Origin of the sequence: Marvinbryantia sp. (genome assembly GCF_047017445.1) — a bacterium.
In the GTDB taxonomy this organism is placed as follows: Bacteria; Bacillota; Clostridia; order Lachnospirales; family Lachnospiraceae; genus Marvinbryantia.
Genome location: NZ_JBKXTT010000004.1, coordinates 169,942 through 182,702, shown reverse-complemented (window position 1 = coordinate 182,702; position 12,761 = coordinate 169,942). Strand labels below are relative to the sequence as shown.

The 12,761-nt window shown below is 52.5% G+C and carries 10 protein-coding genes and 1 pseudogene; 1 reads left to right on the top strand and 10 read right to left on the bottom strand.

Going from position 1 to position 12,761, the window contains the following annotated elements; translation table 11 throughout:
• Positions 1-38: 38 nt before the first annotated feature.
• Positions 39-1,748 carry an AAA family ATPase gene (locus tag ACLU9Q_RS06185; RefSeq protein WP_302591987.1) on the top strand — a complete coding sequence of 570 codons (1,710 nt, stop codon included), beginning with the start codon at positions 39-41 and terminating at the stop codon, positions 1,746-1,748.
• Between the two features lie 125 nt (positions 1,749-1,873).
• Here ACLU9Q_RS06185 and ACLU9Q_RS06180 read toward each other — a convergent pair.
• From ACLU9Q_RS06180 to fabD, 10 genes and pseudogenes are all read right to left on the bottom strand, one after another.
• A pseudogene (locus ACLU9Q_RS06180) lies at positions 1,874-2,659 on the bottom strand (DegV family protein); the annotation flags it as partial.
• Between the two features lie 327 nt (positions 2,660-2,986).
• The gene (locus ACLU9Q_RS06175; RefSeq protein ID WP_296840247.1) at positions 2,987-3,943 is read right to left on the bottom strand and encodes a D-2-hydroxyacid dehydrogenase; all 957 of its coding nucleotides are present in this window, start codon (positions 3,941-3,943) and stop codon (positions 2,987-2,989) included.
• Between the two features lie 13 nt (positions 3,944-3,956).
• Positions 3,957-5,306 (bottom strand): glucose-6-phosphate isomerase, encoded by a 1,350-nt coding sequence (locus ACLU9Q_RS06170; protein ID WP_412624756.1) that lies wholly within the window; start codon positions 5,304-5,306, stop codon positions 3,957-3,959.
• Between the two features lie 167 nt (positions 5,307-5,473).
• Positions 5,474-6,271 (bottom strand): hypothetical protein, encoded by a 798-nt coding sequence (locus ACLU9Q_RS06165; protein WP_302225402.1) that lies wholly within the window; start codon positions 6,269-6,271, stop codon positions 5,474-5,476.
• A 330-nt stretch (positions 6,272-6,601) separates the two neighbouring features.
• Positions 6,602-8,464 carry an acetyl-CoA carboxylase carboxyltransferase subunit alpha gene (locus ACLU9Q_RS06160; RefSeq protein WP_302225403.1) on the bottom strand — a complete coding sequence of 621 codons (1,863 nt, stop codon included), beginning with the start codon at positions 8,462-8,464 and terminating at the stop codon, positions 6,602-6,604.
• Positions 8,465-8,483: 19 nt separating this feature from the next.
• Entirely contained in the window at positions 8,484-9,818 is a 1,335-nt protein-coding gene (gene accC, locus ACLU9Q_RS06155; RefSeq protein ID WP_298513498.1) for an acetyl-CoA carboxylase biotin carboxylase subunit, read from the bottom strand.
• A gap of 11 nt (positions 9,819-9,829) precedes the next feature.
• A complete protein-coding gene (fabZ, locus tag ACLU9Q_RS06150; RefSeq protein ID WP_296841013.1) occupies positions 9,830-10,267 on the bottom strand; it encodes a 3-hydroxyacyl-ACP dehydratase FabZ in 438 nt (145 codons plus the stop codon).
• A 30-nt stretch (positions 10,268-10,297) separates the two neighbouring features.
• A complete protein-coding gene (accB, locus tag ACLU9Q_RS06145) occupies positions 10,298-10,840 on the bottom strand; it encodes an acetyl-CoA carboxylase biotin carboxyl carrier protein (protein ID WP_296841016.1) in 543 nt (180 codons plus the stop codon).
• A gap of 72 nt (positions 10,841-10,912) precedes the next feature.
• On the bottom strand, positions 10,913-11,755 hold the full coding sequence (locus tag ACLU9Q_RS06140; protein WP_330490610.1) for an SDR family NAD(P)-dependent oxidoreductase: 843 nt from the start codon (positions 11,753-11,755) through the stop codon (positions 10,913-10,915).
• Positions 11,756-11,823: 68 nt separating this feature from the next.
• The gene (gene fabD / locus ACLU9Q_RS06135) at positions 11,824-12,747 is read right to left on the bottom strand and encodes an ACP S-malonyltransferase (RefSeq protein ID WP_296841020.1); all 924 of its coding nucleotides are present in this window, start codon (positions 12,745-12,747) and stop codon (positions 11,824-11,826) included.
• Between the last annotated feature and the right edge of the window lie 14 nt (positions 12,748-12,761).

The following is a 12,761-nucleotide window of genomic DNA, read 5'->3' as shown; positions in this document are numbered from 1 at the left end:
CAGAATAAGGATATTATGCAGCAGAAGGAGGTGTCCGTGTGGCAAAAACAATAGGAATCGGAATCCAGGATTTTGAAAAAATAATTACCCGGAATGTATTTTATATAGACAAAACGCTGTTTATCAAAAAATGGTGGGAATCTATGGACGATGTGACATTAATCACCCGCCCGCGCCGTTTTGGAAAAACACTTACCATGAGCATGGTGGAGCATTTCTTCTCCGTCGAATATGCCGGCAGCAAATTATTCGAAAACACAAATATCTGGAAAGATTGCGCCTGCCGGACACTGCAGGGTACGTATCCGGTGATATCTTTAAGCTTCGCCGATATTAAAGAGGTGTCCTATGAACAGGCGCGGAAAAAAATCTGCGAATCCATAATAGATATCTATAACAAGTATGCTTTTCTTGCCGGAGACGATACCTTAGGGGAAAAGGAAAAAACATACTACAACGCGCTCTCCTCAGACAGCGATGATGCCGCAATTACGATTTCTCTGCGCAGAATGTCCGAATATCTGTATCGCAGATATCGAAAAAAAGCCATCATTCTTCTGGACGAATATGACACTCCCATGCAGGAAGCTTATGTAAATGGATATTGTGAAAAACTGGCGGCTTTTACCCGCAGTTTATTTAATGCCACATTTAAGGGAAACCCTTATCTGGAGCGCGCAATTATGACCGGAATCACGCGGGTCAGCCGGGAGTCTATCTTCTCTGACCTGAACAATCTGGAAATTATAACAACCACTTCCGATAAGTATGAAGACTGCTTTGGTTTTACGGAGGAAGAGGTTTTTTCCGCATTGGACGAATATTGTCTCTCTGACAAAAAAGAAGAAGTGAAAGACTGGTACGACGGTTTTATATTTGGGCATAAAGCAGACATTTACAATCCGTGGTCCATTATCAATTTTCTGGACAAACAGCAGTTTTCTCCCTATTGGGCGAATACCAGCAGCAACAGTCTGGCAGGAAAGCTGATACGCGAAGGTACCAAACAGGTAAAGGACTCTTTTCAGCAGCTACTGGATGGCGGTTCCATCTGGACAGAAATTGATGAACAGATTGTATATAATCAGCTTAATCTGGATGAAAGCGCAATCTGGAGCCTGCTTCTGGCAAGCGGCTATCTCCGGGTAAAAAACCGCAGAACAGAAAAAACGGCATACTCCGGCTGGAGGCAAGTCTACGAGCTGGAAATTACCAATTATGAAACGAAAATCATGTTCCGGAATATGGTAAAAGGATGGTTTGCCTCCTCCGCATCAAATTATAATGATTTTATCAAAAGGCTTCTGGCAGATGATCTGAAGGCGATGAATGCCTACATGAACCGCATCACAAAAACAACCTTCAGCTATTTTGACAGCGGAAACCGCCCCTCGGAGGAAAGTGAACCGGAACGCTTCTATCACGGCTTTGTACTCGGACTGATGGTGACGCTGGAAGACCGTTACATCATTACCTCCAACCGTGAAAGCGGCTTCGGCAGATATGATGTTCTCATGGAACCGCGGAATGCGCAGGACGCCGGCATTATCATGGAATTCAAGGTGCAGGACCCGGAGGATGAAAAAACGTTAGCCGACACCGTAAAAGCTGCTCTGCAGCAGATTGAGGATAAAGAATATACCTCTGTGCTGGAAGCCAGAGGGATACCGCAGAGCCGGATCCGGAAATATGGCTTTGCCTTCAGGGGAAAAACCGTGCTGATTGGAAGCCCGCTTTATTCCCTGTAAAGCAAATATTCGCATTCCACCGCTTAATGCCCTGCGCACCTTAAGCGTGGGAATGCTTATCCGCGTTCAATAAATAGCACGCCCAGCGTTCCCGGTCCGCAGTGGCTGGAAATGACGCTGCCGGCTCTTGTCACAAGTATTTCTTCAAATATTCCCATTTCTTTCAGATGCCGGCAGACCAGCTCCACAATTTCCGCGCTGCATCCGGAGTGGGTAACAAACACCCGGTTTCTTCTGGCATTTAAAAGCTGCGGCTTCAGATCGTCCGTATAGCTCAGCAGAACCTTCTCCATTTTTCCGCGATATTTCCGGTCCGCCTGCATCTCCCCATTGGAAACGACAATCCGGGGATGCAGCTTCAGAGCGCCCCCTGCCAGCGCTGTAACGCTGCCGCACCTGCCGCCTCTCTGCAGATAGATTAACGTATCGACAACGAAGCTTGCCCTCACACACGGTCTCAGCTTCTGAATCTGCGCGACAATTTCTACCGCCGCTCTGCCCTCCAACGCCATAGTTGCCGCTTCCAGTACAAGCAGTCCCACTCCGGTGGACAGATTTTCTGAATCCACCACAAAAACACGCTCCTCCATATCCAGTTCCTTGGCGGCAAGCCGCATCACATTGGCGGTGGTGGACATCTTTTCCGAAATGGAAAAGCAGACTATCTCACTGCCATCCGAGCCGCACTTCTGCAGAAGCTGCATGGTTTCCGTTATGGAAGGCGCCGACGTGCCCGGCACGGAGCGGTTCTCATCCGCCCACCGATAAATTTCATCCGGGCTGATATTAATGCCGTCCAGACATTCCCGCTCTCCCAGAATCACATGCAGCGGCAAAATCTGTATCTTATATTTTTCAATCAGTTCTTTTGATAAATCGCAGGTACTGTCCGATATAATCTTTACACTCATTATTTTCTCCTTAACGTTTTCCTTTCCCGGATGTCTCCGTTTCTATCCTTTATTGTTAATTTCAGGCTTTCGAAATATTTTATTACTGTTCACTCCGTTCGCAGTAACCTTCGCAAATCCATTTAAAATTCGCTTCGCGAATGGGATTTGCTCACACTTGAATCACATTCTCACGCCTCAAACAGCAAGTGTTTGAGGCTGACGTGAGCAGTAACAATTCCCTACGGAACCGGTCACCGGCAGCTCCCTTCGGATACACAGTAACGGAAAAACACCGCACGACAGGTTTCTCTGCCGTGCGGCGCACGCAATATTCCCGGCGCCCTGCTACGGAATCAGATTTCTCTTCTCCCCGTGCAGAAATGCCTGGATATTCAAATATACCTCATCCATCAGACGGCTTCTTGCCTCGCGCGTTGCCCATGCAATATGCGGCGTTACGATCAGCTTTGTGCTGTCCTGTATCTCCAGAAGTGGATTTCCCGCTTTCATAGGCTCCGCCGAGATAACATCCAGCCCGGCTCCTGCAATAAGGTTTTCATTCAGTGCCGTGACAAGATCCCGCTCATTTACAATTGGTCCTCTCGCCACATTAATCAGAATCGCTTCCGGCTTCATTTTGCGGAACCGTTCGATATTCATCATATTTTCCGTTGCTGCGTTCAGCGGCGCGTGGATGGACACCACATCCGCCCGTGCAAGCAGCTCGTCCAAGGATACCGATTCATAGACGCTGTCCCTGTTCTTCCCGGAAGTAGAATAGTATATGATGTTGCAGCCAAACACCTGCGCGATCTGCGCCACACGCTTTCCGATCGCACCAAGCCCGATAATGCCCCAGGTCTTTCCCGCCAGCTCGGAAATTCTCCTGTCCATATGACAGAAAATATCACATTTTACATATTCGCCGGACTTTACATACTTATCATAATAATCCAGCTGTTCCAGCAGATACAGCGCCAGCGCAAAGGTATGCTGTGCAACGGAATCGGTCGAATACCCGCCCACGTTGGCTACCGCGATTCCCCTGCTGTCCGTATAAGCTTTGTCGATGATGTTGTATCCGGTGGCTGTAATGGCAATCATCTTCAGATTGGCAGCGCCCTCCAGCGTTTCCCGGTTCATCGGGACCTTGTTGACAATAATGATATCCGCATCCTTTACCTTTTCCGGCGTGTCTGCTGCGGTTGACTGGTCATACATCACCAGTTCTCCCAGATTCTCAAACTGCGTTAAATCAATATCCTCTCCAAGGGAGCTGCGTTCCAGCATAACGATTTTCATGTTCCTGCGCTCCTTACAGGCGTTTCAGAAGTTCTTCACGCTCTTTTTCGTATCCCGGCTTGCCAAGCAGCGCGAACATGTTCTTCTTGTAGCTCTCTACACCCGGCTGATTGAACGGATTTACGCCGAGGATGTAGCCGCTGACGCCGCAGGCAAACTCAAAGAAATAGAATAATTCGCCAAGTGTGTATTCATCCTGCCGCGGGATGTTTACCATCAGATTCGGCACGTTGCCGTCTGTATGCGCAAGGATCGTTCCGTTCATTGCGCTCTTGTTTACAAAATCTACGGTCTTGCCCGCCAGATAATTCAGACCGTCCAGGTCCACCGGCTCCTCGCCGATCGTAATCTCGCACTGCGATTCCTCCACATTCAGAACCGTCTCAAACATGATGCGCGCGCCATCCTGGATGAACTGTCCCATGGAGTGAAGGTCGGTCGTCAGATCGACGGAAGCAGGGAAGATACCCTTCTGATCTTTTCCTTCGCTCTCGCCGTAGAGCTGTTTCCACCACTCGGAAACATAGTGCAGGCTCGGCTCATAGTTTGCAAGGATTTCCACCGATTTTCCTTTTCTGAGCAGGATGTTGCGTACCGCCGCATATTTCAGCGCGTCATTATCTGCAAAATCAGCCTCCAGCGCATGCTTTCTTCCTGCAGCCGCGCCCTCCATCAATTTATCAATATCCGCTCCGCTCACCGCAATCGGAAGCAGACCAACTGCAGTAAGAACAGAGAAACGTCCTCCTACATCGTCCGGAACCACAAAGCTCTCGTATCCCTCTTCTGTTGCAAGTCCTTTTAACGCTCCTCTGGCTTTATCGGTCGTTGCATAGATACGCTTTGCAGCCTCTGCCTTGCCATATTTCTTTTCCAGCATTTCCTTGAATACACGGAAAGCAATCGCCGGCTCCGTGGTGGTTCCCGATTTTGAAATAATATTTACAGAGAAATCTCTGTCTCCGATCACGTCGATCAGATGCTTCAGATACGTGCTGCTGATGCTGTTGCCCGCGAAATAAATTTCCGGTGTTTTGCGGATTTCCTTCGAAACCGTGTTGTAGAAGCTGTGACGCAAAAATTCGATCGCCGCTCTCGCACCCAGATAAGAACCGCCAATACCGATAACGACCAGCACCTCGCTGTCGCTCTTGATTTTCTCGGCTGCCGCTTTAATTCTGGCAAATTCCTCTTTGTCATAGTCTACCGGAAGGTCGACCCATCCCAGGAAATCGTTGCCCGCGCCGGACTTAGACACCAGTGTCTCCTTCGCAAGCGCAACTGTTTTTTCCATACATGTCATCTCAGCATCGCTGATAAACTTCCCTGCTTTTGAATAATCGAACGTTACTCTGTTTCCCATTGTTATTCGCTCCTTTTCCTCATTTGGGCTTTGCCCTTCAATACGTTTATTTTATCAGACTGTACAAGAAATGTAAAGTGCATACCCATAAAGCCGTGCGCTGCTTTTTCAAACAGACGGTGCAAGTTTACTTGCACACCGGCTGTTTTGAAACAAGCAGCATACTTTCAGGCAAGAAATTCCGCCAGCACATCCCGTATGATCCGCTCCTGCTCTTTGGAATCCATCTGCCGCAGGAGCTCCCTGTTCCGTTCCCGGTCGCTGTCCGAGACTGCCGTTTCCCGCGCACCATCCTTTAATTTTGCCAGATTCGTTTTCAGCTCCCGTTTTTCCCGCTGCGCCTTCGTCTCCACCTGTTCTCCCTTCTTTTTGCGGATGCCGATCACAGACGGCACTTTTGCTTTAACAGGCGCTACAGCAGTTGCAGCCGCCACCTCTGCTTCCGCCTCCTGGTACTCGACCGCCGCTCCGCTGTGGAAGAAATAATCTTCCAGCTCCATCTGCAGGTAGGACGCCTTATACGGAAGGTCTGTCCACAAGCCAAATGCCACGGTCGCCGCCGTTACGCCGCCTGCTGTCCACAGGACGTTCTGTATATATGTATCGGATAATCCCGTCCGGAAACAATAAATAAGCCCCGCCGCGGCTGCCGCCATGCTAATGATATAAAGCCCGCCGGCCAGCCGCTTCCATTGATGGAAGGTCATGCGCATGAAACGGTAATCGCACATGCTCCGCCGTACAAAGACAGGAATGTTTACATTTTCATTGCTCCGCTTTTTGTCCATCCGGAATTTGTACCGCAATTGTTTCATAAAATCCCGCTTTTCCAGTTGTGTGTCCGACGCCTCCCGTATCAGCAGCTTATAGCGCCTGCTAATAATGAGCTGACAAAGTATCCCCAGCATCCCGACTGCCGCCATCGCGTAAAGTAATGTGCCTGTTTCTATGATTGTGCGTATCATAGTGATCCCCCTTTTTAATTTTTATGAAATTTGGTTTCTGACGGTCGTCCCACGCATCATCCCCGGGTAACTGCATGTCCGCCGTCACTTGCAGAGTATAAAGCACAAATCCAGTTTTGAAAAGCATTTCCGCTCGACAAAAAAAGCCTGCAGGCGCCGATTTTACCGGTACATGAACCTGCAGGAATTTTATGTAAAGCTTCATCCATTTGTGTGCTTAAAGCACTTCGAGTAATGCGGTTTTTCATGGAATTTAGGGGGATAACAGCCCTTTCTAAAACATGCCCCGCCGCATGACAGGGCAGCGAAAGCTGTCGAAAAGTTCTTTCCTCACATCCTGCGGAACCGCTGATAGCGCGCCCGCGCGATTTCTTCCCCGGACGTCTCTCGGTACCTCTTTAAGAACCTCAGAATCTCCCTGCGCAGGTCAGCCGCCAACGCTTCCATGTCGTCCTTGTCCGCCGGAACCGGTTCGGGAATCACTTTCTCTATAATACCTGCTCCGGCAAGCTCCGCCGCCGTCATTTTCATGACTGCCGCCGCTTCCCGGGCGCGCTTCCCGTCCTTCCATAGGATCGCCGCAAATCCCTCCGGCGACAAAACAGAGTATACGGCGTTTTCCAGCATCCATACCTCGTTTGCCACGGCAAACGCCAGCGCCCCGCCGGAGCCGCCCTCCCCTGTTATAATAGAAAGCACCGGCACACGCAGATCAGATAACTCACAGAGATTACGCGCGATCGCCTCACCCTGCCCGCGCTCCTCCGCCTCTATGCCGCAGAACGCGCCCGGCGTATCCACCAGAAAGATCACCGGTCTGCCAAACTTCTCCGCCTGCTTTGCCAGACGGAGCGCCTTGCGGTAGCCCTCCGGATTCGGCATTCCAAAATTCCGACGCTTGTTTTCCTTTGCCCCGCGCCCTTTCTGCTGACCGATCACGGTAACGTACTGCCCCTCTATCGAAGCAATACCTCCAATAACCGCGCGGTCGTCTCCAAATACACGGTCACCGTGAAGTTCCATAAAACCGTCGAAAACCTTCGCAATATATTCTCTGGTATGTGGTCGATCCGCACTGCGCGCCCGCTGCACGCGCTCCCATGCATCGCAGTCATTCTCAGACGCGCCGCGCCCGAAGAGTCCTTCTCCGTCTGTCGCAGCGTACATGAAGGTTCCTTCTCCGCATTCTCCACCTGACGTACCGCGCACAGCAGCTTCTTCTCCGCATTCTCCATCTGACGCGTCTCGCACAGCTGCTCCTTCTCCGTCAGATACAACGCACCCGGAAGCTCCCGTCTTTGCAGCAGCCTCCTTCCCGCCGGAGATGTCCTGCCGACGCTCCGTGCTCCGCAGCAGCACCGCGAGCGTTTTCCGCATCTGCTCACGCCCTGCTACCCGATCCACAAATCCGTGTTTCTGCAAAAACTCCGCGCTCTGGAAGCCCGCCGGCAGCTTCTGCCCGATCGTCTGACGTATCACGCGCGATCCGGCAAAACCGATCAGTGCCTCCGGCTCTGCAAGGATCACATCTCCCAACATCGCAAAGCTTGCCGTCACGCCTCCGGTCGTCGGATCTGTCAGTACCGGAACATACAAAAGTCCCGCCTCATCATGCTTTTTCAGGGCCTGCGATGTTTTCGCCATCTGCATCAGCGAAAAAATCCCCTCCTGCATACGCGCCCCGCCGGAGCAGCAGAAGAGAACTACCGGCAACCGTTCCTTCGTCGCGCGCTCGATCATGCGCGTGATTTTTTCCCCGACCGCCGTCCCCATGCTTCCCATCAGAAAATCCGCCGACATCACTCCAATTGCTGTGCGGATACCGCCGATCAGTGCCTCTCCTGTCAACACAGCCTCTTTGATGCCCGTGCTTTCCCGAAGCTGCTGCAGCTTTTCCTCATATCCGTCGAACGCAAGCGGATCATTTCCAACAAGCTCTGCGTCCCACTCCCGGAAGCTCCCGGCGTCCGCCGTAAGACTTATCCTCACGGACGGTTCTATCCGGAAATGTTTTCCACATTCCGGGCAGCAATACCAGTTTTTCTGCACATCTTCCTCATAAAGGATCCTCCGGCAGCCGCTGCATTTGCGGAACATCCCGTCCGGCACCTGCCCTTTCCTGACCGACTGCATTTTCGTTATCTCTGATTGGGATATCTCGTCTGTCTTCCTTTTAAAACGTTCTCTCAGCATCGCAATCTCTGTCCTCCTGTCACCTCAGCCGCGCATTAATCGCTTCCGCATCCCCGGCGGCAAACTCCGCGCTTCCAATCAGCTCATATTGAAAATCCAGGTTTGTCGTCACGCCCTCGATCACAAGCTCGCCAAGCGCGCTTCGCATTCTGCTGATCGCCTCCGCCCGGTCTCTGCCGCGGACGATCACCTTTGCAAGCATCGAATCGTAATAGGGCAATATCTCGCAGCCCCGATACAGCATCGTATCCACGCGGACTCCATTTCCGCCCGGAATATGCAGCTCCGTGACTGTTCCTGTACATGGAAGAAACCCGCGCTTCGGATCCTCCGCCGTGATGCGGCACTCGATCGCATGTCCGCGCGCGCAGATATCACTCTGACAATAAGAGAGCTTTTCGCCCGCCGAAATGCGGATCATTTCTTTGATCAGATCTGTCCCTGTTACCATCTCTGTGACAGGATGCTCTACCTGGATACGCGTATTCATTTCCATAAAATAAAAGTGATTTTCGGCATCTACAAGAAATTCCACCGTTCCCGCACTGTAATACCCGGCAGCTTTTGCAGCGGCAACGGCAGCCTTCCCCGTCCTGGTCCGCAGCTCTTCTGATAAAAGCATTGCCGGGGTTTCCTCTATAAGCTTCTGATGCCTTCGCTGAATGGAGCAGTCGCGCTCCCCAAGATGAATGGTGTTACCCTCCCGGTCGGCAAGTATCTGAAACTCTATGTGACGTACCGGGTGAAGATACTTTTCAATATACATATGATTATCGCCGAAAGCCAGTTCCGTCTCCCGCTGCGCAACCCGAAAGGCTTCCTCAAACTGCTCCGGTTTTTCCACCACGCGCATTCCTTTTCCGCCGCCTCCGGCGGACGCCTTGACGATCACCGGATAGCCGATCCCATCTGCAAAACGGCGGGCGTCCCCGACATCCGTCACTGCAGCTTCCGTTCCCGGAATCACCGGAATACCCGCCTGCATCATCATTCTGCGCGCCTCCGCTTTATCGCCCATGCGTGCAATGCATTCCGGCGACGGACCGATAAAAGCAATTCCACAGCGCGCGCACATTCCGGCAAATCGGGTATTTTCTGACAGAAACCCAAATCCCGGATGCACAGCCTCCGCGCCGGATGCAACCGCGGCGCTTAAAATACTTTCCATATTTAAATAGCTGTCCGCCGGTCTTGCCCCGCCGATGCAGATGCACTCGTCCGCAAGCTGCGCATGCAGCGCCTCCCTGTCCGCCTCTGAGCAGACTGCCACGGTGCAGATTCCCATTTCTCTGCACGCACGTATAATGCGCACAGCGATTTCACCTCTGTTTGCAACTAAAATTTTCTGATACATATGCTTTTCCCTTACTTTTCGCTGTCCTGCTGGATCACAAAGGTCAGCTCCGCCTCCGTGCAGACCTTGCCATCCACATACGCCGTCGCCTTCGCCACGCCGATCATACCGCGCAGCTTTATCAGCTCTGTCTCCAGACGCAGCACATCTCCCGGAATCACCTTCCGGCGGAAACGCGCGTTCCGGATTCCTCCAAAGAGCGCCAGCTTTCCGCGGTGCTCCTCGCAGGACAGCAGCGCGACAGCCCCGACCTGCGCCAGCGCTTCACATATTAAAACGCCAGGCATCACCGGTTCCTGTGGAAAATGTCCGGCAAAAAACGGTTCATTATATGTTACCGCCTTGCAGCCGACCGCCCGCTTTCCCGGCTCCAGTTCGTCAATGCGGTCCACCAGCAGAAACGGCGACCGGTGCGGTAAAATCTCCATAATCTGATTTACATTTAACATATTACTCTCCTCATCCGTGCAGACCACACGCTATTTACTCTCCCCGTCCGCAGCGCGCAAACGGAAAAGCGGCTGTCCAAACTCCACGAGCTGCTCGTTCCTGGCGAGAATTTCCTCTACGATGCCCCCACGCTCCGCTTCCACCTCATTCATCAGCTTCATCGCTTCTATGATTGCAACAACCTGCCCTTTTCTGACGGTATCACCAACGGAAACAAACGGCGCTTTATCTGCTGACGGAGCGGCATAGAAGGTTCCCACCATCGGGGACTCGATGTATACCATATTCTCCGCGCGGTCCACACCTACTTTATCTGCCGCATTGCTGTCCGTACCTTTGGCACCTGTCGCATTGTTGTCCGTACCTGCTTTGTCCGTTGCATCGCTGTCCGCACCTTTGGCGCCTACCGCATCTCCGTCCATACCTTTGATGCCTGCCGCACCCGCTCTGTCTGTCGTATTTTGCATTTTAATATGTAACTTTGTGTCCGCATCCCGGTACGAAAACGAGGCAAGCCCCGCCTGCTGCACCTTATCGATCACATGAAATATCTCATTTAAAGTTAATTCCATATCCTTCACCCCGCAAATTTCTATATCAAAAGGCTGCTCCTGTGCCGTGCCAGCCTGCCGTCCTGTCTGGCATCATTCTGTATACTTCTTCACCAGCAGACTGCCGTTGTGACCGCCGAAGCCAAGTGAATTGCTGATAGCGGCTGTCACCTCGCGTTCCACCGGTTCCTTCGTATAATTCAGATCCATCTCTGCCTCCGCTTCCCGGAAACCAGCCGTGGCATGGATGTAGTTTTCCATCACGCTCTTCACGCAGACAATAAACTCCGCCGCTCCTGCCGCCCCGAGCATATGCCCGGTCATGGATTTCGTGGAATTGACATTCAGCGCATATGCATCCTTCCCGAACGCTTTTTTAATCGCGCGTGTCTCATATAAATCATTGTGATGCGTTCCTGTTCCGTGTGCGTTGATGTACTGCACCTCCCCGGGCGTCAGCCCTGCCTCCTGCATAGCAAGCTGCATCGCGCGCGCCGCACCCTCCCCGTTTTCCTCCGGCGAGGTCATATGAAACGCATCGCAGGTAGCGCCGTATCCGCCGATTTCCGCATAAATCTTCGCGCCGCGCTTCTGAGCATGCTCAAGGGATTCGGCGTCAAATGCCTCCGCGCTCATGCGCACCGCCAGTCCATCTCTGGTAATCCCGGCATTGTTTACCAGAATATCAATTCTTCCAAGCTTCTCTGCTATCTCATGGAACATTGCGGCGCATTCTTCCTCCTTTGTGACATCCGCCCGGATCGCCAGAGCGCGCCTTCCCATCGCTTCTATCTCCGCAGCCGTTTCCTGCGCTGCATCGCGCGAGCCGCTGTAGTTTACCGCCACATCCGCGCCATATCCTGCAAGCGTGAGCGCCGTCTCTCTGCCGATTCCGCGCCCGCCGCCTGTCACCAGTGCAATTTTTCCTTTCAGCATAGCTTCCTCCTGGTTTTTCACTTTTTATCCCGGCTGCATCTGCACAGCCTTCTCCTGCTTCCTTCCGCTCATTTCGTCTGCGCCAGCACAGCGCGCAGATCCTCCGGCTTTTCAATATGATACATTTTCACAGAGCCGTCGATTTTTTTCATAAAATTGCTGAGCGTCTTTCCCGGTCCGATCTCAATGAACGTGTCAACGCCCTCCCCGATCAGACAGCGCATACTCTGCTGCCAGAGTACGGGCGAAAACACCTGCCGCCCCAGCAGCTTTCTTAGCGCCCGCGGGTCATTCTCCGCCTTTGCCGTCACATTGGATACAAAAAGCAGCTCCGGTCTGCGGATATCGACCGTCTCCAGAAATGACTCCAGCTTCTCTCCGGCGCCTTTGAGCATCGGCGAGTGGAACGGTCCGCTGACCTTTAACATCACCGTGCGCGCCGCACCCGCTGCCAGCAGCCGCTCTGCCGCTTCCCGGACAGCCTCTTTTTCGCCGGTAATGACCTGCTGTCCAGGACAGTTATCGTTTGCCAGGCTGACTATGCCCGCCGTTTCCGCGCAGATTTCTTCGATCGGCAGCGGTTTTCTGGAAAGCACTGCGCACATGCAGCCTTCTCCCTCCGGCACTGCGGTGTGCATATAAACGCCGCGTTTGCATACAATTTTCACAGCGTCCGTGAAAGAAAAGCTGCCGGCAGCCGTCAGAGCACAGTATTCGCCAAGGCTCAATCCCGCCGCGGCATCCGCGCGGATTCCTTCCTTTTCCGCCGCGCCCAATATTGCGCAGCACGCTGTCAAAAGCGCCGGCTGCGTGAACGGTGTCTCGTTAATTCTGTCGTTTTCCGTGAAGCAGAGCTGCTCCAGCGAAAAGCCTGCCGCCTGGGACGCCAGCGCAAACACCCGGCGGCTCTCCTCATATTCCTCATAAAACTCCCGCGCCATTCCCACATACTGCGCTCCCTGGCCCGGAAATAAAAATGCTGTCTTCGCCATTATTTCTCCTTTGC